This is a genomic window from Pseudomonas sp. HR96, from assembly GCF_034059295.1.
Lineage (GTDB): Bacteria > Pseudomonadota > Gammaproteobacteria > Pseudomonadales > Pseudomonadaceae > Aquipseudomonas.
This window is the reverse complement of the sequence record NZ_CP139141.1, coordinates 4,021,750-4,044,644: the sequence shown is the minus strand read 5'-3', so window position 1 is coordinate 4,044,644 and position 22,895 is coordinate 4,021,750. Positions and strand designations below refer to the sequence as shown.

Below are 22,895 nucleotides of genomic sequence, written 5' to 3'. Positions count from 1 at the left end.
TGTTCATTGTCGACTGCGCATGTGACCTGCCCGGTATGGGCCACGTCTTTGTGTGGAATCAGGTGAGGTGAAGATGCACGACCCTTTTGAAGAATCCTTGCGAGACATGCTCAACGCGTCGTCCTCGAGCCGCGATGACGATGCGTGCCTGGGCCGAGTGCTCAAGACCGCCAATCGCCAGGTCGGTGCCGGCGTGCTGTTCGGTCTACTGGGTCGCTGGGGCCAGGCGGCGATGATCGCCGTCAACCAGGGCAGCCCCCACCTGGCCCCCGTGTCGCGCCGTGTGCGCGGGCAATCGACTCGAACCGACAAGGCTGATTGATATGCAACTTGACCTCTGGACCCAGAGCCTGGTCGCGGCAATGACCGCCCTTTGGACCAAAGTGGCCAATTTCATCCCCAACCTGTTTGGCGCGCTGGTGGTGGTCCTGTTGGGCTTCGTCGTGGCCAAGCTGCTCGATACATTGCTGTCCAAGCTGTTGGCCAAGGTTGGCCTGGATCGCCTGATGGCGGGTACCGGCCTGACCAAGCTGCTCGGCCGTGGCGGCATCCAGGTACCGATTTCCACGGTGATCGGCAAGATCGTCTACTGGTTCGTGCTGTTGATATTTCTGGTTTCGGCGGCTGAATCGCTGGGCCTGCAACGTGTCTCGGCAACGCTCGACATGTTGGCGCTGTACCTGCCCAAGGTGTTCGGTGCGGCGCTGGTGCTGCTGGTCGGCGTGCTGCTGGCGCAGTTGGCCAACGGCCTGGTGCGTGGCGCCGCCGAAGGGGTAGGGCTGGATTATTCGGCAGGCCTTGGGCGGGTCGCCCAGTGGCTGGTCATCATCATCAGTATTTCCGTGGCCATCAGTCAGTTGGAGGTCAAGACCGACCTGCTGAACCACGTGATCGTGATTGCCTTGATTACCGTCGGTCTGGCGATTGCGCTGGCCATGGGGCTGGGCAGTCGCGAAATTGCCGGGCAGATCATCGCCGGCATTTATGTCAGAGAGCTGTTCCAGGTGGGCCAGCAGGTGCGTATTGGAGAGGTCGAAGGGCAGATCGAGGAAATCGGCACGGTCAAGACGACGTTGCTGACCGACGACGGCGAGCTGGTGTCGCTGTCCAATCGGATCCTTCTCGAGCAGCGTGTCAGTAGCCGCTGAGCGGAGAAATTCTGCTAATGTACGCCGCCGCAAAAAAGCCCGGTTGTGATTCGGGCTGCAGCGGACACTGACTCGACTCCGGCCGGACCTGTTTTGAATAAAGTTTATTCGCCCCCCGTGCGTTACGACCCCCGCGAGCTGACCGATGAGGAGCTGGTGGCGCGTTCGCACGAGGAGCTGTTCCATGTGACGCGGGCGTACGAGGAGCTCATGCGCCGCTACCAGCGCACCCTGTTCAACGTTTGTGCGCGTTACCTGGGGAACGATCGGGACGCTGACGATGTCTGTCAGGAAGTGATGTTGAAGGTGCTCTATGGTCTGAAGAATTTCGAGGGTAAATCGAAATTCAAGACCTGGCTCTACAGCATCACCTATAACGAATGCATCACGCAGTACCGCAAGGAACGGCGCAAGCGCCGCCTGATGGATGCCTTGAGTCTCGATCCGCTCGAGGAGGCCTCCGAAGAAAAGGCGCCCAAGCCGGAAGAGCGAGGTGGGCTGGACCGCTGGCTTGTGTATGTCAACCCGATCGATCGGGAGATTCTGGTGCTGCGCTTCGTCGCTGAGCTGGAATTCCAGGAGATCGCCGATATCATGCACATGGGTCTGAGCGCAACCAAAATGCGGTACAAGCGTGCTCTGGACAAACTTCGTGAGAAATTTGCAGGCGTGGCCGAAACTTAGTGAGGCGCAAAGTTCTCTAACGATGGGCAAGTTCTGCTAGACTTGCAGCCGAGTTGTCCCCCTTCGACGTGGGACGGCTTAACAATCACAGATGGGGATTTAACGGATGAAACTGAAAAACACCTTAGGCATTGCCATTGGTTCTCTTGTTGCCGCGACTTCGTTCGGCGTATTGGCGCAAGGCCAAGGCGCGGTCGAGGGTGAAGCCTTCTACCAGAAGAACTACAACGACAGCGTCAAGCACGTTGAAGATGGTCGGACCGCTGGCGCTTCCATCGGCTACTTCCTGACTGACGACGTTGAGCTGATCCTGGGCTACGGCAAGACCAACTACACCCGTTCCAACGACGGTACCGGCAGCCAGAAGATCCACGGTGACACTGGCTCCCTGACCGGCATGTACCACTTCGGTACCGTTGGCGACGCTATCCGTCCTTACGTTTCCGGTGGCTTTGCTCACCAGAGCCTGAGCAACGTCGAAGCTGACGGCCACAGCGGTCGCGACAGCTCGACTTTCGCTACCATCGGCGCTGGCGCCAAGTGGTACATCACCGACAACCTGTACGCTCGTGCCGGCGTTGACGCTGACTACAAGCTGGACAACGGCAAGTGGGACTACGCTCCTACCATCGGCCTGGGTGTGAACTTCGGTGGCGGTTCGAAGAAAGTCGAAGCCGCTCCAGCTCCAGCTCCAGTAGCTGAAGCTTGCACCGACAGCGACAACGACGGTGTTTGCGACAACGTCGACAAGTGCCCTAACACTCCTGCCAACGTGACCGTTGACGCTACCGGCTGCCCAGCCGTAGCCGAAGTCGTCCGCGTTCAGCTGGACGTGAAATTCGACTTCAACAAGTCGGTTGTGAAGCCAAACAGCTACGGCGACATCAAGAACCTGGCTGACTTCATGAAGCAGTACCCATCGACCACCACCACTGTTGAAGGTCACACTGACTCCGTCGGTCCTGACGCTTACAACCAGAAACTGTCGGAAAAACGCGCTAACGCCGTTAAAGACGTCCTGGTCAAGCAGTACGGTGTTGGTTCCGACCGCATCAAGTCGGTTGGCTACGGTGAAACCCGCCCAGTTGCAGACAACAAAACTGACGCTGGCCGTGCTATCAACCGTCGCGTAGAAGCCGAAGTAGAAGCTCAGTCGAAGTAATTCGCCTGCTGCAACCTTCGCTTCAATGAGAAACCCGGCTCCGGCCGGGTTTTTCTTTGTCTGGCTTTTGGGGGTTGGCGCAGAGCCGGGTGCTGCTGTTCCCGAGCGAGCTCGGTGCTGCGGTGGAGGCGGCGGGGGATGGAGGAACGGACGAGCGAGCGCGCTTTGCGCGCCGTGCTGGCCCAGCCTTGTCCAGGGCCGTATAATCGCTCACTCTTCACCTCAACGAACGAGCCCTCGACCCCATGTATAACCTGGCCCGCCAGCTGCTGTTCAAGCTTTCCCCCGAAACGTCCCACGACTTGTCGCTGGACCTGATCGGAGCGGGCGGTCGTCTGGGTCTCAATGGCCTGTTGAGCAAGCCGCCGGCGCGCCTGCCGGTGCAGGTGCTGGGGCTGGAGTTCGCCAACCCGGTGGGTCTGGCAGCAGGTCTGGACAAGAACGGTGCGGCCATCGACGGCTTTGCCCAGTTGGGTTTCGGTTTCGTCGAGATCGGCACGGTCACGCCGCGACCGCAGCCGGGCAACCCGAAGCCGCGGATCTTCCGTCTGCCAGAAGCGACCGCCATCATCAACCGCATGGGGTTCAACAACCTCGGCGTCGACCACCTGGTGGCGCGGGTGCAGGGCGCGCGCTACAAGGGCGTGCTTGGCATCAATATCGGCAAGAATGTCGATACGCCGGTAGAGCGCGCGGTGGACGATTACCTGATCTGCCTCGACAAGGTCTACGCCCACGCCAGCTACATCACCGTCAATGTCAGCTCGCCCAACACCCCGGGCCTGCGCAGCCTGCAGTTCGGCGACTCGCTCAAGCAGCTGCTGGGCACCCTGGCCGAGCGTCGCGAGGTATTGGCTGGGCGTGAGGGCAAGCGCGTGCCACTGGCGATCAAGATCGCCCCGGACATGACCGATGAGGAAACCGCGTTGGTGGCTGCCGCTCTGCTCGAGGCTGGCATGGATGCGGTCATCGCCACCAACACCACCCTGAGCCGCGAAGGGGTGCAAGGGCTGACCCATGGCGAAGAGGCGGGGGGGCTGTCCGGCGCGCCAGTGCTGGCGCAGAGCACGCACATCGTCAAGGTGCTGGCGGGCGAGCTGGGCGGCAGGTTGCCGATCATCGCGGCGGGGGGGATTACCGAAGGGCGGCATGCGGCGGAAAAAATCGCCGCCGGCGCCAGCCTGGTGCAGATCTATTCCGGTTTCATCTACAAGGGCCCGGCGCTGATCCGCGAGGCGGTGGATGCCATCGCAGCGCTGCCTGGCCGCTAGGGACCGACTGGCAGAGAAGGGGCCTCATGGAGGCCCCTGGGCAGTTGCCCGTCGCCCGGTCAGGGCGTCATGGATGAATGATGATGATCGGCCCTAGCCGACAGCGTGAAGTTCGTTGAGTCTGTGGATGCCCGCAGTGCCGGTCATACCGTCCCAGTTGTCGCCGCGTCCCTCGCGCCAGCCATTGATCCAGGCTTGACGAACTGACGGTAGAGTAAAAGGGCAAAGCTCGCGGGATTTGCCATGGATGCCGTATTGGTATCCGCGTAGAAATGCTCGTTCCAACGGATCACGCTTGAGTCTTCTCATAGGGTATTGCCCTCGTTTGTTGACTGATGTCCCGTCGGCCTCGGCTGAGGCCAGGCAGATTCGTTCTGCCGGTGAGTGCTCGCTGCCGGCGTGGCGAGCGCGTTGTCGAGAACTCAGGTTGAGAACCCAACACAGGTTGCCCCCATGGCGGTGGCAACCTGTGTTGAGTTCTAAACAATGCAGGGGGTACTGGGAATGATCGTTTTGTCATAAGGACGTAACGATTCTCGTCTCCAGACCATAAGTAAAAAAATGTTTTCGAAGACATTCGCAGTGAAAGCGCGCTGTTGATGGGGCTGGCGTGCATGCACCCAGCAAAATGCCATGCCATGTGGGTGACAGGTAGCAAAAATATAAATGCGACGAAGGGTCATGAGATTGTGACTTTTCGGGATCGATCGGTAGTCTGCGTCATCCAATAACTTCTGCTTTGGGGCAATCTGCGAGTTGGGGTCACCTGGACTGCAGCCATTTCAAGGCGGGCAAGATGCCATTGTGGCATCACTCGGACAGGCTTTCAGAAACCTGTCTGGTCAAACGTCGAGCCGGCGATGCGTCGTGGGTTCAATCAAGCTGGTGGTAAATCATGTCGGACCGTTACGAACTCTTCCTCACCTGCCCCAAGGGCCTTGAAGGTCTGCTCAGCGAAGAAGCTGGAGCGCTGGGCCTGGAGGATATCCGCGAGCACACTTCGGCGATTCGCGGTAACGCCGACATGGAAACCGCCTACCGGCTGTGCCTGTGGTCGCGCTTGGGCAACCGCGTGTTGCTGGTGCTCAAGCGCTTCGCCATGAAGGACGCCGAAGACCTCTACGCCGGCGTGCACTCGGTCGAATGGCAGGACCACCTGCTGCCCGACGGCAGCCTGGCAGTGGAGTTCAGCGGCCACGGCTCGGGCATCGATAACACCCACTTCGGCGCGCTCAAGGTCAAGGATGCCATCGTCGACAAACTGCGCACGCCTGAAGGCGAGCGGCCCAGCGTCGACAAACTCGACCCCGACCTGCGCGTGCACCTGCGCCTGGACCGCGGCGAGGCCATTCTCTCGCTCGACCTGTCCGGCCACAGCCTGCACCAGCGCGGCTACCGCCTGCAGCAAGGCGCCGCGCCGCTCAAGGAAAACCTCGCCGCAGCCATCCTGATTCGTGCCGGATGGCCGAGAATCGCCGCCCAGGGCGGCGCGCTGGCCGACCCCATGTGCGGCGTGGGCACCTTCCTGGTGGAAGCGGCGATGATCGCCGCCGACATCGCGCCCAACCTGCGCCGCACCCGCTGGGGTTTCAGTGCCTGGCTAGGCCATGTGCCCGCCCTGTGGCGCAAGCTGCACGACGAGGCGCTGGCCCGCGCCGAGGCCGGGCTGGCCAGGCCGCCATTGTGGATTCGTGGCTATGAGGCCGATCCGCGACTGATCCAGCCGGGACGCAACAACGTCGAGCGCGCGGGCCTGAGCGACTGGATCAAGATCTACCAGGGCGAGGTCGCCACTTTCGAGCCGCGCCCGGACCAGAACCAGAAAGGTCTGGTGATCTGCAACCCGCCGTATGGCGAGCGTCTGGGCGATGAAGCCAGCTTGTTGTACCTCTACCAGAATCTCGGCGAGCGCCTGCGCCAGGCCTGTCTGAACTGGGAGGCGGCGGTGTTCACCGGTGCCCCGGACCTCGGCAAGCGCATGGGCATTCGCAGCCACAAGCAGTACGCCTTCTGGAACGGCGCCTTGCCGTGCAAGCTGCTGCTGATCAAGGTGCTGCCCGACCAGTTCGTCACCGGCGAGCGACGCAGCCCCGAACAACGCCAGATCGAACGCGACCAGGCTGCCGAACTGGCCGTTCAGCCGGCGGCCGACCCTTATGCGCGAGTCAACAGGAACGGCAACCCGATCAAGCCGGCGCCGGTCGTGGTCGAGCAGCCGCGTCTGAGCGAAGGCGGGCAGATGTTCGCCAACCGCCTGCAGAAGAACCTCAAGCTGCTGAGCAAGTGGGCACGGCGCGAAGGGGTGGATTGCTACCGGGTGTACGATGCCGACATGCCCGAGTATTCCCTGGCGATCGACCTCTATCACGATTGGGTGCACGTGCAGGAGTATGCCGCGCCCAAGTCGATCGACCCGGAGAAGGCCCAGGCGCGCCTGTTCGATGCGCTGGCGGCGATCCCGCAGGCATTGGGCATCGACAAGAGCCGTGTCATCGTCAAGCGCCGCGAGCGTCAGAGCGGCACGCGCCAGTACGAGCGCCAGAGCACCGAGGGCAAGTTCACCGAGGTCAGCGAGGGCGGCGTCAAGTTGCTGGTGAACCTAACCGACTACCTGGACACCGGGCTGTTTCTCGACCACCGGCCAATCCGCCTGCGCATCCAGCGCGAGGCGGCGGGCAAGCGCTTTCTCAACCTGTTCTGCTATACCGCCACCGCCAGTGTGCATGCGGCCAAGGGCGGCGCGCGCAGTACCACCAGCGTCGACCTGTCGAAAACCTACCTGGACTGGGCGCGGCGCAACCTGTCGCTCAACGGTTTCTCCGACAAGAACCGCCTGGAGCAGGGGGACGTGATGGCCTGGCTGCAGGCCAGTCGCGACGAGTACGACCTGATCTTCATCGACCCGCCGACCTTCTCCAATTCCAAGCGCATGGAAGGGGTGTTCGACGTGCAGCGCGATCATGTGCAACTGCTGGATCTGGCCGTGGCGCGGCTAGCGTCGGGCGGCGTGCTGTACTTCTCGAACAACTTTCGCAAGTTCCAGCTGGACGAGCACCTGGCGAGCCGCTATCAGGTCGAGGAAATCACCGCGCAGACGTTGGATCCTGACTTTGCGCGCAACAATCGCATTCACCGCGCCTGGAAGATTCAGGCCAAGTGATGCACCGCCAGCGACCAGGCTCGCCTGCCTGGCCGCTGGCGGCCACATTCCGTCGGCGCTTGTCTAGGCAAGAACATGGCTAATCGCTATAAAGGTAGCCAAGCAAGCCCGTCTTCCCTGCCGGTATGTTGAGTCGCGCGCCTATGTCCTTGCATGCCGTCCGCCCGAAGATACTCGGCTTCATCAGTGAAGATGCCTCGGCATGGCTGGTGGCCCTGCTGGCACTGGTCGCCGGCGGCCTGCTCACCGTATTGCTGGCCGTGACCACTGCCGAACTCTACCGGCACCAGCTCGAACAGCGCTTCGACCTGCTGGCCAGTGAGCGCAGCAGTCGCATCGAAGAGCGCTTCATGGAGCAGGTGCAGCGGCTCGATGACCTGCGGCGTTTTTTCGTCTATTCGCAGAACGTCTCGCGCGCCGAGTTCGACGGCTTCGCCCGGCCATTGCTGGCGCGCACCCAGGCCTATTCATGGATGCCCTGGGTGCGCGATGCCCAGCGTGAGCAGTTCGAGGCACAGGCCCGGGCCGAAGGCCTGGCCAACTTTCAGATTCGCCAGATCGGCCCCGGCAACTCGCTGGAGGTCGCCAGCCGGCGTGCCGAGTACTTTCCGGTGTATTTCAGCCAGTCGCAGACCCAGCAGCCGCTGCCGCTGGGTTTGGACAGCGCCAGTGAGAGTGTGCGCCGCGCCACCCTGGAGCAGGCGCGCAGGTCCGCACGCATGGCGGTGTCCCAGCCGCTGAACCTGGTCAATGTCGAGCCGCGCTATACCCGCGGTCTGTTGCTGGTGGTGCCGGTGCCGGCCCTGGCGTCCGGCGAGTTGCGTGGCTACGTTTCGGCGCTGATCAGCGTCCAGCAGTTGCTCGCCGAGGGGCTGCCCTCGGCCGAGGAAGACAACCTGGCGGTGGTGATCTCCGACTTGTCCAGCGGCAGCGAACATGAGGTGTTGTACCGTTCGGCGGCGACACCCGTGGAGGGTGATCTGCACGCCACGCACATGCTGCACATGGCCGACCGCACCTACCAGCTCGATATCCTGCCCAGCCGCGTGTTCCTGCAGGCCAACCAGACCGGCGCGGTGGCCGCCATGGTAGCCTTCGGCGTGCTTCTCAGCCTGCTGCTTGCGGCGCTGCTGTACGTGCTGGTCAGCCAGCGCCAGCGCGCCCAGCGACGGGTCGAGCAGAGCACCTGGCAGCTGCGCGTCAGCGAGCAGGAGCTGCGCGCCACCCATAACCGCCTGCGCAATATCCTCGATGCGGCGACCCAGGTGGCGATCATCGCCACCGACCTGCGCGGCATCATCAATATGTTCAACGCCGGCGCCGAGAAAATGCTCGGCTACAGCGCCGCCGACGCGGTGGGGCGGCTGGCGTTGATCGACCTGCACCTGCCCGAGCAGCTGGTGGCCCGCGCGGCGGCCCTGAGCCAGCAGCTGGGCCGTGACGTGCCCATGGCCCAGGCGATGCTGATGGATACGGTGTGCGAGAACGACCGCCGCGCCCAGGAGTGGACCCTGGCGCGTCGCGACGGCAGCCAGCTGACGGTCAACATGCTGGCCACCCCGGTGATGGACGAGCGGGGCCATTGTGTCGGTCACTTGGCCATCTGCATCGATGTGACCGAGAGTCGCCAGGTGCTCGAAGCCCTGGCGGCCCGTGATCGGCTGTTGGAAAAGCTCAGCGCCGAGGTGCCCGGGGGCATCTTTCAGTTTCGCCGCGACCCTGGCGGCATCCCCGGCTTCACCTATGTCAGCCAGGGCATGGCTGAACTCTATGAGCTGGACACCCAGCGGCTGCTGGCCGACGGCTGGGCGGCGCTGGAGCGGATTCATCCCCAGGACGCCGAGCGCATCAGCCAGTCGATCGTGCATTCGGCCGAGCACTTGACTGCCTGGCGCGAGGAGTATCGCGTGGTACTGCCCAGCCGCGGGGTGCGCTGGCTGCGCGGCGAATCGACCCCTGAGCCCCATGTCGACGGCGGTACGCTATGGCACGGCTATCTCAGCGACATCACCGACCTCAAACAGATCGAAGAGGAGCTGCGCGCCCTGTCGGTGACCGATTCGCTGACCGGTATCTTCAACCGGCGCTATTTCCAGCAGCGGCTCAAGTCGGAGATGGCCCGTTCTCAGCGCGATCATTTGCAGATGTCGCTGATCATGCTGGACATCGACCATTTCAAGCGGATCAACGACCAGTTCGGCCACGCCACCGGCGACAAGGCCCTGCAGGCGATGTGCGAGCGCATCGGCCAGCGGGTGCGGCGCACTGACGTGTTCTGCCGACTGGGCGGCGAGGAGTTCATGGTGCTGTGCCCCAATACCACCAGCGAGCAGGCCTACACCTTGGCTTGCGAGCTGTGGCAGGGCCTGCGCAGTGCGCCGATCGATGGCGTCGGCAAGGTCACCGCCAGCTTCGGCGTGGCCAGCTGGCGCGGCGAGGAGGGCGCCGACGCGCTGCTGCTGCGCGCCGATTCCGGGGTGTATGCGGCCAAGCAGGCCGGCCGTGACCGGGTCGAACCGGAGTTGCCTTGAGTTTTGCGGCTGGCCAGGTCCTGCGCCTACAGTGTTGAGCGCACGATGGTGCAGGAGCCGGCGAAGCTGGCGAGCAATGCCCCCTGCGCGATAGCCACGGCCGGCGACGAACCTACAACTTCGGCGACGTGTCCACCGCCCGCGGCTGCGCATACAGGCTCAGCAGCACTTGGTCGAGCACCGACGAGGCGCCGAAGGGTTTCGGGTCGTTGAGGATCGCCACCACAGCCCATGTGTTGCCGTTGCTGTCACGGCTGAAACCGGCGATGGCGCGAACGGTATTCAGGGTGCCGGTCTTGATATGGCCCTCGCCGGCCATGGCCGTGTTTTTCAGGCGCTTGCGCATGGTCCCGTCGAGCCCGACGATCGGCATAGAGCTCATGAACTCGGCCTGGTACGGGCTCTTCCATGCGGCCTGAAGCATGTTGGCCAACTCCCGCGCACTGACCCGCTCGGCCCGGGACAGGCCGGAGCCGTTTTCCATGACCAGATGCGGCGAAGTGATGCCCTTCTGCGCCAGCCACTGGCGAATCACCCGTTGCGCCGCCCTGCCGTCATCGGTGTCGGCATCGGTGCGGAATTTTTCGCCCAGGCTCAGGTACAGCTGCTGGGCCATGGTGTTGTTGCTGTACTTGTTGATGTCGCGAATGATCTCCGCCAGGTCCGGCGAAAAGGCCCGGGCCAGCAGGCGCGCGTCCTTGGGCACGGCCGCCTCGCGGTCGGCGCCCTCGATGCTGCCACCCAGCTCGCCCCAGATCGCCCGCACCGCGCCCGCAGCATAGGCCGGGTGATCGAGCAGCGACAGGTAGGTCTGCGAGCTGCAGCCGATTCCCAGTTCGCCGCTGACTACCACGCTGATGCTGCCGTCCGGTTGCGTCACCGGGTTGTAGCGCACGTCGCCCGAGCAGTCCTTGCTGTTGAGCGGCTTGACCTGGTTGTCGACGCGGATGGTGGCGATCGGCGGCTCGACCGCTACCAGCACCTTGCCCGAGTCGTTGCGAGCGACGAAGCGCAGCGCCTTGAGGTTGATCATCAGGGCGTCGGGGCGTACCAGAAATGGCGCGTTGTCATCACCGCCATCGTCGTCGAAGTCGGGCAGGGCAGGCTGAACGAAGTAGCTGCGGTCCAGCACCAGGTCGCCGGTGACCTGGGTCACGCCGTTGGCGCGCAGGTCGCGCAGCAGCAGCCAGAGTTTCTCCATGTTCAGCTTGGGATCACCGCCGCCCTTGAGGTACAGGTTGCCGTGCAGGATGCCGTCGCTCAGGGTGCCGTCGGTATAGAACTCGGTCTTCCACTGATAGTTGGGACCGAGCATTTCCAGGGCGGAGAAGGTGGTCACCAGTTTCATGGTGGAGGCCGGTTGCACCGAGGTATCGGCGTTGTACACCGTGGGGGTGCCGGGGCCGGTGAGCGGCAGCATCACCAGCGACAGCGCGTTGTCGCCCAGTTGGCTGGCCTTGAGGGCTTGCGCCACCTTGGGCGGCAGGGAGGTGTTCAGCGGGGCGGCGGCCAGGGGCAGGGCCAGTGGCAAAAGCGCGCAGGTCAGGATGAGTGAGCGAAACGATTTGATCATCTACGATGAAGCCCTGTGACAAGGGTTGAGTAGAAGGGGCATGAAAAGGTGAAGGCCCCCGGCGGTCCGGCAAAGTGCCGACATTATGCCCCAAGGTGCGCGCAGCGGGGCGGACAGGGCGGCCACCTGCTGGAGATTTTTGCCTGGCAATCTTGCCGACAGGCATTCGGTGCATCCATCTCGGGCATTTGCCCGGCATTACTGGTAAAGTGCCGCGCCGTCATTAAAGACTCAAGAGGATTGTTTCATGGCCACTAACCGCTCCCGTCGTCTGCGCAAAAAACTTTGCGTCGACGAATTCCAGGAATTGGGTTTCGAACTGAACCTGGATTTCAAGGAAGATCTGGCTGACGACGCAATCGATGCCTTCCTCGACGCCTTCCTGACCGAGGCTATGGACGCCAACGGCCTGGACTACGTGGGTGGCGACGACTTCGGCCTGGTGTGCCTGGCCAAGCGTGGCTCGGTCAGCGAAGAGCAGCGCAGCGCCGTCGAAGCCTGGCTCAAGGCCCGTCCGGAATTGACCAAGGTCGAAGTCAGCCCCCTGCTCGACGCCTGGTACCCGGAAAAGCCGGTCAACCCGGCTGCCTGATGCTGTTCGGGTAACGCGAAAAAAACCGCCACGCTGCATGGCGGTTTTTTTTTGCCCCTGGGGCGGCGGCGCTAGATCAGCGCGTTGCGTTTGGCCATTTCGATCAGCTCCACCAGCGAGCCCACCTCCAGCTTGTGCATCAAGCGCTTCTTGTAGGTGCTGACGGTCTTGCTGCTGAGGAACATGCCATCGGCAATGTCACGGTTCGAGCGGCCTTGGGCGAACAGCTGCAGCACCATCAGTTCGCGATCGTTGACCTCCTGGAATCGCTCGATTTCGCGCACCTGCTGCGCCGAGCCTCTGGGCTGCGACACGGCTTCGCTGGGGAAGTAGTTGTAGCCCGCCAGCACGGCCTTGATCGCGCTGAGCAGCTCGCTCAGGCACTCGCGCTTGGACACGTAGCCGGCAGCCCCTGATTGCATGCAGCGTATGGCAAACAGCGCCGGCGCCTGGGCGGTGAGGATCAGCACCTTGGCGGGCAGCTGCATGGAGTTGAAGCGGGTCAGGCATTCCAGGCCGTCGAGCTTGGGGATGCCGATGTCGAGGATGATCAGGTCGGGCATGTGGTCGCGTATCAGGCGCATGGCGTCGGCGCCGTTATCGGATTCACCGACCACGTTGTAGCCTTCGTTTTCCAGGATCATCCGCACACCCAGGCGGATCACCGGGTGATCGTCGACGATAAGGATTGATTGCATGGCTGTAGGTTCCTGTCCGACTGCAAGGGCTTCTGCACCATAGCCCACTTGCGACGAACGGCATACGAGCGCCAGGCCTGCGGGCGCTTTATAGGAAATGTCCTACAGACAATTGTCTAACTTCATACAATTTTTTCGGAATATCCCCGCAGTCAATTGCCCGATGGTTTCCTGTCGTAGCCGGCGCGGGACTCAGAAACCCTTGCCGCGCCCGGTCATTTCTCCGGCCATCTCGCTGGCGTAGCTGTCGGTCATACCGGCGATGAAATCGATCATGCGCATGAACGAGTCGTGCAGGGGCGCGTGCGGCGCAGGGGCGTTGTTGCCCAGCAGGTCGAGGATGCGCCGGTGCTTGAACGACGGCGTGCGGCCGCCGTGCTGTTCCAGCGCCGCGCTGCAGAAGGCGTTGAGCAGCACTTCGAGGGTGGTATAGGCGCCGATCTCGTGCAGGGTCTTGCGCTTGTCCTGGAAGATCTTGTTGCGTGCCATGTCCTTGGCATCGAGCACGCAGCGCTTGGCCGGGCCGTGCATGTGCTCCACCAGATCGCCCTCCAGGGTGCCCGCCAGCAGCGCTGTCTGCTGCTCGACAAAGGCCCGTGCGGCGGCGTTGGTCAGGTGTTCGATGGCCTTGCCGCGCAGGATCGCCAATTTGCGCCGACGCGAGTCGTCGGGGCCCAGCAAGCGGTAGGTTTCCGGCAGGTCATCGCCGACCAGCCCGAGCAGCAGCGCCTCGACCTCGGCGTATTCGAGCAGCTCCATCTCAAGGCCGTCTTCGAGGTCGATCAGCGCGTAGCAGATGTCGTCGGCTGCTTCCATCAGATAAACCAGCGGGTGGCGCGCCCAGCGTTGATCTTCCAGCTGTGGCAGGCCGAGTTTCTGGGCGATTTGTTCGAGCAGCGGCAGCTCGCTTTGATAGCAGCCGAACTTGTGCTTCTTGTAGCCCAGGGAATCGGCGTGGCGAGCCGTCCAGGGGTATTTGAGGTAGGTGCCCAGGGTGGCGTAGGTCAGGCGTGTGCCGCCATCGAACTGGTGGTATTCCAGCTGGGTGAGCACACGAAAGCCTTGGGCATTGCCTTCGAAATTGAGGAAGTCGAGCCTTTCAGTGGGGCTCATGGCGTCCAACCAGCCACGCCCGGCGGCCTGCTGGAACCAGTGGCGGATGGCGTCTTCACCAGAGTGACCGAAGGGCGGGTTGCCGATGTCATGGGCCAGGCACGCCGACTGCACCACCATGCCCAGGTCACTCGGCTCGCACCAGTCCGGCAGTTGCGCGCGCAGGGTCTCGCCCACGCGCATGCCCAGCGAGCGGCCCACGCAGCTGACTTCCAGGGAATGGGTCAGGCGGGTATGGATGTGATCGTTGCTGAACACCGGGTGTACCTGGGTCTTGCGACCCAGGCGGCGGAACGCTCCGGAAAAGATGATGCGGTCGTGGTCCTTGTGAAACGGGCTGCGGCCCAGTTCTTCGGGGCTGTGCAGGGGCTTGCCCAGCCGCTCGCGGTTGAGCAGGGTATGCCAGTCCAAAGTGCGCTCTCCATGTCGTTTCAATAGGTTGCGCCGCGATCAAGCGATCGGCGCGAGGCCCATTCTCGCCCTACAGCGCTGCCGCGTCGATATCGATCAGCATCAGCCGCTGGCCGCCGTCGAAGAATTGGCCGGCGGTCAGGCAGTACTGGTTGCTGGTGGCGTCGCGGTAGGTGTTGGACAGCGTCACCCGGCGTTCCTCCCAGCCCTCGGCGAGCAAGTGGTAGAAGTATGGACGCCAGGACCAGTTGTGGCCCAGGTAGCTGCTGTCCGAGCGCCAGGCCTGGTCGCGCCATTCCAGGTTGGGGGTCAGTTGGGTGCCGTGCCGGTCGCACTGATAAAAGCGCAGCACCCACGGCCAGTCGGCCGGGGCGGGCAGCCGGTCAAGCGCTGCGCCGTTCATGGCCCAGCCCTGCAAAACGGCCATGAGCTGCACCAGTTGCTGGCGCAGGGTCATCAGGCGGGCACGCTCGGCCAGTTTCTTCTGCACATAGCGTTCGCGCAGTACGGCAAACTGCGCCACGAAGGCATCGGCGGCGAAGAACGAGGCTTCGGCTCCGGCGAACAGAAACCCCTGCACGTAGCGCGAGCCGCATTCCAGGGCAAAGTGCAGTTCAGCCTCGGTTTCCACCCCTTCGGCAATGATCCAGCAGCCGGTCTTCTCCGCCATTTGCGCCAGCGCCTTCACCACTTCGCTACTGGGCCCGCCGCGAGCGGCAGCCTGGAACAGGCGCATGTCCAGCTTGAGAATATCCGGCTGCAAGGCCAGCACGCGATCGAGCTGGGAATAGCCGGCGCCGAAATCGTCGATGGCAATGCGCGCGCCGGCTTCACGGTAGCGGCCGACCACGGCAGCCAGGCGCTGGATATCGCCGCCCAGCTCGGTGATCTCGAACACCACGCGTTCGGCTGCGACACCGTGCTGGCGCAGTTGCTTGAGGCTGGGCAGGGCCTGGCCGGGGCGCAGGCGGTTGATCCAGCGCGGCGAGATATTGATGCTCAGGAACCAGTCATCTGGCGCTTCGTGCAAGCGGCTCAAGGCGTCGTCGCGGATCTGCCGGTCGAGTTGGCGCAACGCCGCCATGGGCGCGCGCGGGTCGGCGAACAGTGGCCCGACCGAGGCCAGCCGGCCATCGGCGCCCCGCAGGCGACCCAGGGCTTCGATGCCGGCGATGCGGCCGGTGGCGGTGTCGATGAATGGCTGAAAGCAAGCGAGCGGTTGCCCGTCGATCACGTTGATTCCCTTACTGGAGTATGACTGCGCAGGCAAAAGCACAGCGCCGCGGCCCAAAGCGGGCAGCGGCGCCGTACAGAACGAACAGCCTTGCAAGAATGCAGCCAGCGAAGTGCCAGCTATTGCCGGTTCGAGTTGAGGCGCAACGCCAGTCGAATCAAGGGCATAAGCGTGGTGGTGAGCTTGATCGCCCGACCCATGCCACCCTTACGGTGCGGCTCGGCCACTACGGTCGGGGTGCTGCGCGCGCGCTTGCCGGTCAGGAAGCCCAGCAGCGTGACGCCGGCGATTCCCCACAGCGGTGCATGCTTGATGCCCATGCCTTGGGTCACGCCTTTGCCCATGCCGCGCAGACGGGTCATCGGGTTGACCAGTTGGCTGGCCTCCCGGCGGATCTCCTGGCGGTGCATTTCCATACGCAGGCAGACCAGTGCCTTGCGCATTTCCCTGCGCGAGGTCTTGCTTGGGGATTCGGCACTCATGGCAGCAGTCGCTCGCGGTCGTTGGCCAGTTCATGCAGCGTACCGCTGAATGGCGAGGATTCGTCGAAGATCGCGGCCTTGAGCCGCAGGGCGCAGAAGATGCCCGCCAGTACGTAAAAGATGCACAGGCCCAGCATGCCGGCCATGCGGTAGGTGTCCCACAGCAGGATAAGCACCAGGCCGGACAGGGCGACCAGCGCGAGCAGAGCGAACACCAGCGCCAGGCCGGCGAACAGCAACAGGCTCAAGGTGCGCGCTTTCTGTTCCTGCAGCTCGATGCCGAACAGCTCGATGTGGCTGTGCAGCAGCCCCAGCAGCGCAGCGCCGAGGCGACGGCTGGTTGGGCCGGTCTTGGCGGACGGAGTTTCAGTATCGAGTGAGGACATGTCAGTTCCGGGTTGCCAGCAAGCCGATGAGGAAGCCCACGCCGGCAGCTACGCCGATCGCCTGCCAGGGCTTGGCCTGAACGTAGTCCTCGGCGGTGGCGACCGCCTCCTGGCTGCGCACTTTGGCCGCCTCGGTGGTGGCCTTCAGCGTTTCGCGGGCGCGCTGCAGGCTTTCGTTGATCTGCGCACGCAGCTCATCGGCCTGCTCACCGGCCAGGTTGGCGGTGTGGGCGAGAAGCTTCTCGGTGTCTTTGACGAGCGTCTGGAAATCGGCTGTAAGTACTTCCTGAGCCTGCTTGGCGGTGGCGCTGACCATGTCTTTCTCCATCGGTGGCGAGGTGTCGAAGGCTGCGCGGGCTGATGTCCGCGCACCGGTTTCGAGTGACTGAATGTTTCGAGTCTAGCCGCACGGCGAAGGTTCACTGCGATTTGTGCACACATCCGCAGCCATGCGCACGGCGCCGAGCTGGTACAGGATTTGCTACTTCATGGTGCGCGAGCAGGGCTGCCGCGCTGTAGAGGGGCGCTGGAATCCAGCCCCGGACCTTCATCTTTCGCTCGTTCAACCCCCGGGGTGACTCGAGACGCTGCAAGCTGCCGTTGTCGTCCACCGACCTGCACGCGATCACCTGGTTCGGTGGCGTTCGGCTCGTCCCTGGTGCACGCGAGTTGCGGTTTGCGCCGTTTTGGTGCCATTCCGCTACCAGGCCTGCTGCTGTAATGGAAAACCTGCAAACCGCTCTCGACCCTTTGGTGCACAGCGCCAATACCCTGTTCCTGTTGGCCGGTGCGGTGATGGTGCTGGCCATGCACGCCGGCTTCGCCTTTCTGGAAGTCGGCACGGTCCGGCAGAAAAACCAGGTCAATGCGCTGTGCAAGATCCTCAGCGATTTTGCCGTTTCGACCCTGGCCTACTTCTTTATCGGCTACTGGGTCGCCTACGGCGTGACCTTTCTCCAGCCCGCCGCCCAGTTGGCGGCGAACAGTGGCTATGGGCTGGTTAAGTTTTTCTTCCTGCTGACGTTCGCGGCGGCGATTCCGGCGATCATCTCCGGCGGCATCGCCGAGCGCGCGCGTTTCGTGCCGCAACTGTGTGCGACGCTGCTGATCGTTGCCTTCATCTATCCGTTTTTCGAAGGCGTGGCCTGGAACGGCAACTACGGCATTCAAGCCTGGCTGCAACACCAACTGGGCGCAGGCTTTCACGACTTCGCCGGCTCCGTGGTGGTACACGCCATGGGCGGCTGGCTGGCGCTGGCGGCGGTGTGGCTGCTGGGGCCGCGCCAGGGGCGCTTTCGCGAGGGGCGAGTGGTGGCCTTTGCGCCCTCGAACATTCCGTTCCTGGCGCTGGGCTCATGGGTTCTGATCGTCGGCTGGTTCGGTTTCAACGTCATGAGCGCGCAGACCCTCCCAGGAGTCAGCGGGCTGGTGGCGGTCAATTCGCTGATGGCCATGGTCGGCGGCACCGTCGCCGCGCTGGCCATCGGGCGCAACGATCCGGGCTTTCTGCACAACGGCCCGCTGGCTGGGCTGGTGGCGGTGTGCGCCGGCTCCGACCTCATGCATCCGGTCGGGGCGCTGGCCACTGGAGCCATCGCCGGGGCGCTGTTCGTATGGTGCTTCACCGCCACGCAGAACCGCTGGAAGCTCGACGACGTGCTGGGTGTCTGGCCGTTGCACGGGCTGTGCGGCGTCTGGGGCGGTATTGCCTGTGGCATCTTTGGCCAGAGCGCGTTGGGTGGCATGGGCGGGGTGAGCCTGCTCAGCCAGCTGCTGGGCACCCTGGCCGGGGTGCTGGTGGCGCTGCTGGGCGGGCTGCTGGTGTACGGCGTGCTCAAGGCTACAGTCGGCCTGCGTTTGAGCCAGGAACAGGAATATCACGGCGCAGACCTGGCGCTTCATCGCATCGGTGCGCTTAGCCACGACTGAAGCGGCGCTGCTGGCCTAGAATGATTATCTGCCCGCCTGCACGGTAACGGCGTCATGTTTCCCGAATGTCAGTTGTTGATTACGCCTGGCTGTCACCTTTGTGAATTGGCCGAATACGAGCTGATGCCGATGGTGGAGCGGGGCCTGCTGGTGGAGCTGGTCGATATCAGCGCCGAGCCTCTGCGCGAGCGCTATGAGGGCGCCACCCCGGTGCTGCGCCGGGTCGACACGGGTGCGGAGCTGGCCTGGCCGTTCGAGGCCGAGCACATCGTCAGCTTCCTTGGCCGCAGCGCGCGTTGACCGGACAAACCTGGTTGCACTATCAAACCGGGTTGCACTATGCTGTATATAAATACAGTATCAGTGCAAAGAGGCCCCCGAGGCTCATGGTCAACGTCGAACAACTGAAATACAGCGTCAACCGGATGTCGCCGAGCGTGGTCATGGAGGCGGTGCTCGAGCTGCGTCTGGACGGCCTGGTCACCGAGGGCAAGACGCCCTTCAACAAATTGCACTTCAATACCTGCTTCGCCGAAATCGAGGCGCTGTTCCAGCGCGCCGGCTACCACCGACCGCTGGACGTGGTGGGTTACCAGGGGCTGCTTTACGCGCTGTACGACCCCAGCCGCTGGGAGGCGGTGGATGTATTGCGCTGGCTCAAGGAGTTCACCGAGGCCGCCCGCGAAGCCAGCGCGAGCTGACCCGCCCGGGTGACAGGCCGCACACGGCTGCGGGATAATCAGCGCCCCCTTGAGTCACCCGCCTGGAATCACCCATGAGCTCGCAGCCTTTCGATCCCGCCCGCCATCAGGCCAGTACCTTGAGCCTGCCACCGGGTAACTGGGGGACCGTGCTGGACTGCCTGTGCGCGCATTTCAAGGCCATCGATCGGGAGCAGTGGCTCGACCGCATCGCTCGTGGTCGGGTACTGGACGCCGAGGGTCAGCCGATCACGGTCGAGCTGGCCTACCGTCAGGGGCTGCGCATCCATTATTTTCGCGAAGTGCCCAACGAGCGGCCGATCCCTTTCCACGAGCAGATCCTGTATGCCGACGAGCATCTGGTGGTGGCTGACAAACCGCACTTTCTGCCCGTCACCCCGACCGGCGAATACGTCGAGCACACCCTGTTGCGCCGCTTGATCCAGCGCCTGGACAACCCTCATCTGGTGCCGCTGCACCGCATCGACCGCCACACCGCCGGGCTGGTGCTGTTTTCTGCCAACCCGGCCAGCCGTTCGGCCTATCAGCAGCTGTTTCCCACTCGGCGCATCGACAAGCGCTACGAAGCCATCGCCCGCGCCTTGCCCGAACACCACTACCCGCTGACTCATCGCAGCCGCCTGGAGCACGGCGAGCCGTTTTTCCGCATGCGCGAGGTACCGGGGCAGGTCAACAGCGAGACCCGCGTGGAGGTCGGCGAGCAGGGTGAGGAGTATTGGCGCTACATACTGCACCCCATCAGCGGCAAGACCCACCAGCTGCGGGTGCACATGACGGCGCTGGGGGCGAGCATTCGCCATGATCCGTTCTATCCCCAAATCAATGGCGATCCGGACGATTACCAGCGGCCCTTGCAGCTGCTGGCGCAGAGCGTGCGCTTTGCCGACCCCTTGAGCGGGGTCGCGCGCGAGTTTGTCTCGGGGTTGCGGCTGCTGATGCCTTGATGTATCGGCAGGTGCCTGCCGCAAGCCTCCAGGGGGCGGCCAGTGGTGACCCTGGCGACCCTGAAGACAAGCACCTGTGAGCCAATCAGAACAGCCTGCTGAACACCCAGTACAGGCTGCCCGACATCAACACGGCCACCGGCAGGGTCAGCACCCAGGCCATGGCCAGGTTGCGCAGGGTGCGCATCTGCAGGCCCGAGCCGTTGGCGACCATGGCGCCGGCCACACCGGATGACAGCACATGGGTGGTGGACACCGGCAAGCCGTACATGTCGGCCGCGCCGATGGTGACCATCGCCACCAGTTCGGCGCTGGCGCCCTGGGCGTAGGTCAGGTGGGTCTTGCCGATCTTCTCGCCGACCGTCACCACGATGCGCTTCCAGCCGACCATGGTGCCCAGGCCCAGGGCGATGGCCACGGCGATCTTCACCCACAACGGGATGAAGCGCGTGGCACTGTCGATCTGCTGCTTGAACAGGTTGACCTTGCCTTGGGTGTCGGCGTCGAAACCGCCGACCTTGTCTTTCTGCATCAGGCGGATGGTCTCGCTGGTCAGGTACATGTCGTTGCGCACGTTGCCCACGGCGGCGGCCGGAACCTGGGCCAGCGAACCGTAACCCTGGACTTCGTCGCCGATGTTGCCGGCAATCGCCGCCAGCGCCGGGACCAGTTCGGCGCTGGGCTGCTTGCTGCGGATGTACTCCGACAGCGTCTGCCGCGGGTTCGCCGGGGCCGGCTGTGGTGCGGCCTTGACCAGTGCCTGCTGGGTTACCTGGGCCACGGCGGCGAACTGCAGCGACTGCTCGGCAGGCATGGTGCGGTTCAGGGCATAGGCCATCGGCAGGGTGCCGACCAGAATCAGCATGATCAGGCCCATGCCCTTCTGGCCGTCGTTGGAACCGTGGGCAAAGGACACGCCGGTGCAGGTCAGGATCAGCAGGCCGCGAATCCAGATCGGGGGTGGTGCGTCACCTTCCGGCGCCTTGTACAGCGAGCGGTTCTTGATCAGCGCGCGCATCAGCAGCAACAGCACGGCGGCGCAGACGAAGCCGATGGCGGGCGACAGCAGCAGCGAATAGCCGATTTTCAGCGCCTGGCTCCAATCGACGCCGCTGGTGCCGTCGCGGCCATGCATCAGGGCGTTGGCCACGCCGACGCCGATGATCGAGCCGATCAGGGTGTGCGAAGAGGAGGCCGGCAGGCCCAGCCACCAGGTACCGAGGTTCCAGATGATGGCGGAAATCAGCAGCGCGAAAATCATCGCGAAGCCCGCCGAGGAACCCACCTGCAGAATCAGTTCCACCGGCAGCAGGGCGATGATGCCGAAGGCCACCGCGCCGCTGGAGAGCAGCACGCCGAGGAAGTTGAAGAAGCCGGACCAGACCACCGCGAACGAGGCAGGCAGGGAGTTGGTGTAGATGACCGTGGCGACGGCGTTGGCGGTGTCATGGAAACCGTTGACGAACTCGAAACCCAGGGCGATCAGCAGGGCGATGCCCAGCAGGACGAAGGGTGTCCAGGTGGTGACCACGGTACCCATGTCGTCGACGTCGGACACCAGGCTCCAGGCGCAGTAGCCCAGGCCCGCGAACAGCAACAGCAGAAACAACATGAGGCTGGATCGACCGGGCTTGCCACCAAATTTCTCGGTGCCGACGGATCCCGCGGTTTGCGTAAGTGAGGGGGTAGCCATGGACGCAATCCTGCAGTGAAGGTGCAAGAATAATCACTACAAAATGTGACAAGATTGCGTCGTGTCGCCGACGTGGCTTGGCGGCGGTTGTAAGTGCTTAATAATCAGAACGTTTTTTAAATGCCCAGCGGCCCACCAAGAGGGTGAAGGTAGCGACCAGGGCGACCAGAATCCAGAAGCCATTGGGGTCGCTGGAGAGTGGCACGCCGCCGACGTTCATGCCGAAAAAGCCGGCGATGATGTTGATCGGCAGCGCCAGCACGGTCACCACGGTGAGGGTGAACAGCGTGCGGCTGCTCTGCTCATTAAGCGTGGCGGCGATTTCTTCCTGTAGCAGTTTGATGCGCTCGCCCAGGGCAGTGATGTCGTTGATCACCAAGGCGAACTCCTCGGTGGCCTGGCGCAATGCCTGCAAGTCGTCGTCGCGCAGCCAGCGCGGAGGACGGTTGAGCAGGCGCAGCAGCGAACCGGGCTCCAATGCCAGCAGGCGCTGCAGGCGGACCAGCACCCGACGCATGCTGCCCAGGTCCGCGCGGTTGTCGGACAGGCGCAAGGACAGCAGCTGGTCTTCGATACCGTCGACGCTCATCGTGGTCTTGCGCACGATCTGCTCCAGCACTTCGGCCTGGTCGCGGAACAGATGCACCAGCAAAGCCATGGGCGTGTCGAACTCCTCGCCGCGGCGCACCGACAGGCGCAGCTTGTCTACCGAGTGCAGCGGCTGCAGCCTTGCACTGACCAACACCCGCTCGGTGGCGCACAGCCACAGTGTCGAGACGTCGGAGGAGGCCATGCCGAAGCTGAACACCACGTCGTTGACCACCGCCAGCAGCGCGTCATCGACGTGTTCGATGCGAGTCGAACGCGAGCCTTCGTGCAGCGCTTCGTAGAACTCGTCGGGCAGTTCAAGGTGCGAGCGCATCCATCGTTCGCAGCCAGCATGCGCCAGGTTCAGGTGCAGCCAGAGGAATTCCTTGCCGCGCGCCAGTTCGCGCTCGCTCAGCACCTGCAGCAGAGCGGCTGAGTCGACCTCACGGGCGCTGTGGCCCTCACTGAAATGGAATCCGCAGACCAGGCCGAACATGTCGGCATCTTGCTGCCCCTTGATGATGGCATTGCTCATGGTTGCTCGCTGCTTCAGTGAAGTTGTCACAAATTATGA

General features: G+C 63.5%; 22 protein-coding genes. 12 read left to right on the top strand and 10 right to left on the bottom strand.

All coding sequences use genetic code 11. From position 1 onward, the window contains the following. The first annotated feature begins 73 nt into the window (after nt 1-73). The 5 genes from SFA35_RS18080 to SFA35_RS18060 all read left to right on the top strand — a co-directional run bounded on the left by SFA35_RS18080 (nt 74) and on the right by SFA35_RS18060 (nt 4,265). Nucleotides 74-322, top strand: coding sequence for a CrfX protein (locus SFA35_RS18080; protein ID WP_320571898.1), 249 nt, complete (start codon nt 74-76; stop codon nt 320-322). A 1-nt stretch (nt 323) separates the two neighbouring features. Continuing rightward, nucleotides 324-1,148, top strand: coding sequence for a mechanosensitive ion channel family protein (locus SFA35_RS18075; RefSeq protein ID WP_320571897.1), 825 nt, complete (start codon nt 324-326; stop codon nt 1,146-1,148). 117 nt (nt 1,149-1,265) lie between these two features. Further along, nucleotides 1,266-1,832, top strand: a complete 567-nt coding sequence (gene sigX / locus SFA35_RS18070) for an RNA polymerase sigma factor SigX (protein WP_414058552.1) — start codon at nt 1,266-1,268, stop codon at nt 1,830-1,832. A 106-nt stretch (nt 1,833-1,938) separates the two neighbouring features. After that, entirely contained in the window at nt 1,939-2,994 is a 1,056-nt protein-coding gene (locus tag SFA35_RS18065; protein ID WP_320571895.1) for an OmpA family protein, read from the top strand. Between the two features lie 245 nt (nt 2,995-3,239). Next, entirely contained in the window at nt 3,240-4,265 is a 1,026-nt protein-coding gene (locus tag SFA35_RS18060; protein WP_320571894.1) for a quinone-dependent dihydroorotate dehydrogenase, read from the top strand. Between the two features lie 93 nt (nt 4,266-4,358). Here the strand turns inward: SFA35_RS18060 and rmf are convergent, their stop codons facing one another. Continuing rightward, nucleotides 4,359-4,574: a ribosome modulation factor gene (gene rmf / locus SFA35_RS18055; protein WP_008368461.1), complete on the bottom strand. Its 216-nt coding sequence runs from the start codon at nt 4,572-4,574 to the stop codon at nt 4,359-4,361. A gap of 586 nt (nt 4,575-5,160) precedes the next feature. Between rmf and rlmKL the strand changes: the two genes are divergently transcribed. Both rlmKL and SFA35_RS18045 read left to right on the top strand, forming a co-directional pair. Beyond that, entirely contained in the window at nt 5,161-7,425 is a 2,265-nt protein-coding gene (rlmKL, locus tag SFA35_RS18050) for a bifunctional 23S rRNA (guanine(2069)-N(7))-methyltransferase RlmK/23S rRNA (guanine(2445)-N(2))-methyltransferase RlmL (protein ID WP_320571893.1), read from the top strand. Nucleotides 7,426-7,568: 143 nt separating this feature from the next. Further along, nucleotides 7,569-9,956: a diguanylate cyclase gene (locus SFA35_RS18045; RefSeq protein ID WP_320571892.1), complete on the top strand. Its 2,388-nt coding sequence runs from the start codon at nt 7,569-7,571 to the stop codon at nt 9,954-9,956. A gap of 112 nt (nt 9,957-10,068) precedes the next feature. Here SFA35_RS18045 and dacB read toward each other — a convergent pair whose 3' ends face one another. After that, nucleotides 10,069-11,529, bottom strand: a complete 1,461-nt coding sequence (gene dacB, locus SFA35_RS18040) for a D-alanyl-D-alanine carboxypeptidase/D-alanyl-D-alanine-endopeptidase (RefSeq protein WP_320571891.1) — start codon at nt 11,527-11,529, stop codon at nt 10,069-10,071. A 247-nt stretch (nt 11,530-11,776) separates the two neighbouring features. On the opposite strand from dacB, the gene SFA35_RS18035 reads away from it, so the two are divergent. Then, nucleotides 11,777-12,121, top strand: a complete 345-nt coding sequence (locus tag SFA35_RS18035) for a YggL family protein (protein WP_320571890.1) — start codon at nt 11,777-11,779, stop codon at nt 12,119-12,121. A 71-nt stretch (nt 12,122-12,192) separates the two neighbouring features. Here SFA35_RS18035 and SFA35_RS18030 read toward each other — a convergent pair whose 3' ends face one another. From SFA35_RS18030 to SFA35_RS18005, 6 genes are all read right to left on the bottom strand, one after another. Next, nucleotides 12,193-12,819, bottom strand: coding sequence for a response regulator transcription factor (locus SFA35_RS18030; RefSeq protein WP_320571889.1), 627 nt, complete (start codon nt 12,817-12,819; stop codon nt 12,193-12,195). 192 nt (nt 12,820-13,011) lie between these two features. Further along, complete coding sequence (locus SFA35_RS18025; protein ID WP_320571888.1) at nt 13,012-14,343, bottom strand: deoxyguanosinetriphosphate triphosphohydrolase; 1,332 nt, start codon at nt 14,341-14,343, stop codon at nt 13,012-13,014. Nucleotides 14,344-14,413: 70 nt separating this feature from the next. Beyond that, nucleotides 14,414-15,577 carry an EAL domain-containing protein gene (locus SFA35_RS18020; RefSeq protein WP_320571887.1) on the bottom strand — a complete coding sequence of 388 codons (1,164 nt, stop codon included), beginning with the start codon at nt 15,575-15,577 and terminating at the stop codon, nt 14,414-14,416. Between the two features lie 119 nt (nt 15,578-15,696). Beyond that, nucleotides 15,697-16,059, bottom strand: a complete 363-nt coding sequence (locus tag SFA35_RS18015) for a hypothetical protein (protein WP_320571886.1) — start codon at nt 16,057-16,059, stop codon at nt 15,697-15,699. Next, complete coding sequence (locus SFA35_RS18010; protein ID WP_320571885.1) at nt 16,056-16,445, bottom strand: phage holin family protein; 390 nt, start codon at nt 16,443-16,445, stop codon at nt 16,056-16,058. The genes SFA35_RS18015 and SFA35_RS18010 overlap by 4 nt, the downstream gene beginning before the upstream one ends. A 1-nt stretch (nt 16,446) precedes the next feature. Beyond that, the gene (locus SFA35_RS18005; protein WP_320571884.1) at nt 16,447-16,761 is read right to left on the bottom strand and encodes a DUF883 family protein; all 315 of its coding nucleotides are present in this window, start codon (nt 16,759-16,761) and stop codon (nt 16,447-16,449) included. A 404-nt stretch (nt 16,762-17,165) separates the two neighbouring features. Here SFA35_RS18005 and SFA35_RS18000 point away from each other — a divergent pair, with 404 nt between their 5' ends. The 4 genes from SFA35_RS18000 to SFA35_RS17985 all read left to right on the top strand — a co-directional run bounded on the left by SFA35_RS18000 (nt 17,166) and on the right by SFA35_RS17985 (nt 20,040). After that, nucleotides 17,166-18,374, top strand: a complete 1,209-nt coding sequence (locus tag SFA35_RS18000) for an ammonium transporter (protein WP_320571883.1) — start codon at nt 17,166-17,168, stop codon at nt 18,372-18,374. Nucleotides 18,375-18,428: 54 nt separating this feature from the next. Then, nucleotides 18,429-18,674, top strand: coding sequence for a glutaredoxin family protein (locus tag SFA35_RS17995; RefSeq protein WP_320571882.1), 246 nt, complete (start codon nt 18,429-18,431; stop codon nt 18,672-18,674). Nucleotides 18,675-18,760: 86 nt separating this feature from the next. Then, nucleotides 18,761-19,075: a transcriptional regulator gene (locus SFA35_RS17990; RefSeq protein ID WP_320571881.1), complete on the top strand. Its 315-nt coding sequence runs from the start codon at nt 18,761-18,763 to the stop codon at nt 19,073-19,075. Nucleotides 19,076-19,149: 74 nt separating this feature from the next. After that, nucleotides 19,150-20,040 (top strand): pseudouridine synthase, encoded by an 891-nt coding sequence (locus SFA35_RS17985; RefSeq protein ID WP_320571880.1) that lies wholly within the window; start codon nt 19,150-19,152, stop codon nt 20,038-20,040. 85 nt (nt 20,041-20,125) lie between these two features. On the opposite strand, the gene SFA35_RS17980 is transcribed toward SFA35_RS17985, so the two are convergent. Together SFA35_RS17980 and SFA35_RS17975 are read right to left on the bottom strand one after the other, a co-directional pair. Next, nucleotides 20,126-21,733: an inorganic phosphate transporter gene (locus tag SFA35_RS17980; protein ID WP_320571879.1), complete on the bottom strand. Its 1,608-nt coding sequence runs from the start codon at nt 21,731-21,733 to the stop codon at nt 20,126-20,128. Nucleotides 21,734-21,830: 97 nt separating this feature from the next. Further along, nucleotides 21,831-22,856: a transporter gene (locus SFA35_RS17975; protein WP_320571878.1), complete on the bottom strand. Its 1,026-nt coding sequence runs from the start codon at nt 22,854-22,856 to the stop codon at nt 21,831-21,833. Nucleotides 22,857-22,895: the final 39 nt, after the last annotated feature.

Bases quoted from the DNA above. Each gene is read 5' to 3' on its own strand.
- SFA35_RS18080 (WP_320571898.1), top strand. From the start codon at position 74: ATGCACGACCCTTTTGAAGAATCCTTGCGAGACATGCTCAACGCGTCG.
- SFA35_RS18075 (WP_320571897.1), top strand. From the start codon at position 324: ATGCAACTTGACCTCTGGACCCAGAGCCTGGTCGCGGCAATGACCGCC.
- SFA35_RS18065 (WP_320571895.1), top strand. From the start codon at position 1,939: ATGAAACTGAAAAACACCTTAGGCATTGCCATTGGTTCTCTTGTTGCC.
- SFA35_RS18060 (WP_320571894.1), top strand. From the start codon at position 3,240: ATGTATAACCTGGCCCGCCAGCTGCTGTTCAAGCTTTCCCCCGAAACG.
- rmf (WP_008368461.1), bottom strand. From the start codon at position 4,574: ATGAGAAGACTCAAGCGTGATCCGTTGGAACGAGCATTTCTACGCGGA.
- rlmKL (WP_320571893.1), top strand. From the start codon at position 5,161: ATGTCGGACCGTTACGAACTCTTCCTCACCTGCCCCAAGGGCCTTGAA.
- SFA35_RS18045 (WP_320571892.1), top strand. From the start codon at position 7,569: ATGTCCTTGCATGCCGTCCGCCCGAAGATACTCGGCTTCATCAGTGAA.
- dacB (WP_320571891.1), bottom strand. From the start codon at position 11,529: ATGATCAAATCGTTTCGCTCACTCATCCTGACCTGCGCGCTTTTGCCA.
- SFA35_RS18035 (WP_320571890.1), top strand. From the start codon at position 11,777: ATGGCCACTAACCGCTCCCGTCGTCTGCGCAAAAAACTTTGCGTCGAC.
- SFA35_RS18030 (WP_320571889.1), bottom strand. From the start codon at position 12,819: ATGCAATCAATCCTTATCGTCGACGATCACCCGGTGATCCGCCTGGGT.
- SFA35_RS18015 (WP_320571886.1), bottom strand. From the start codon at position 16,059: ATGAGTGCCGAATCCCCAAGCAAGACCTCGCGCAGGGAAATGCGCAAG.
- SFA35_RS18010 (WP_320571885.1), bottom strand. From the start codon at position 16,445: ATGTCCTCACTCGATACTGAAACTCCGTCCGCCAAGACCGGCCCAACC.
- SFA35_RS18005 (WP_320571884.1), bottom strand. From the start codon at position 16,761: ATGGTCAGCGCCACCGCCAAGCAGGCTCAGGAAGTACTTACAGCCGAT.
- SFA35_RS18000 (WP_320571883.1), top strand. From the start codon at position 17,166: ATGGAAAACCTGCAAACCGCTCTCGACCCTTTGGTGCACAGCGCCAAT.
- SFA35_RS17995 (WP_320571882.1), top strand. From the start codon at position 18,429: ATGTTTCCCGAATGTCAGTTGTTGATTACGCCTGGCTGTCACCTTTGT.
- SFA35_RS17990 (WP_320571881.1), top strand. From the start codon at position 18,761: ATGGTCAACGTCGAACAACTGAAATACAGCGTCAACCGGATGTCGCCG.
- SFA35_RS17985 (WP_320571880.1), top strand. From the start codon at position 19,150: ATGAGCTCGCAGCCTTTCGATCCCGCCCGCCATCAGGCCAGTACCTTG.
- SFA35_RS17980 (WP_320571879.1), bottom strand. From the start codon at position 21,733: ATGGCTACCCCCTCACTTACGCAAACCGCGGGATCCGTCGGCACCGAG.
- SFA35_RS17975 (WP_320571878.1), bottom strand. From the start codon at position 22,856: ATGAGCAATGCCATCATCAAGGGGCAGCAAGATGCCGACATGTTCGGC.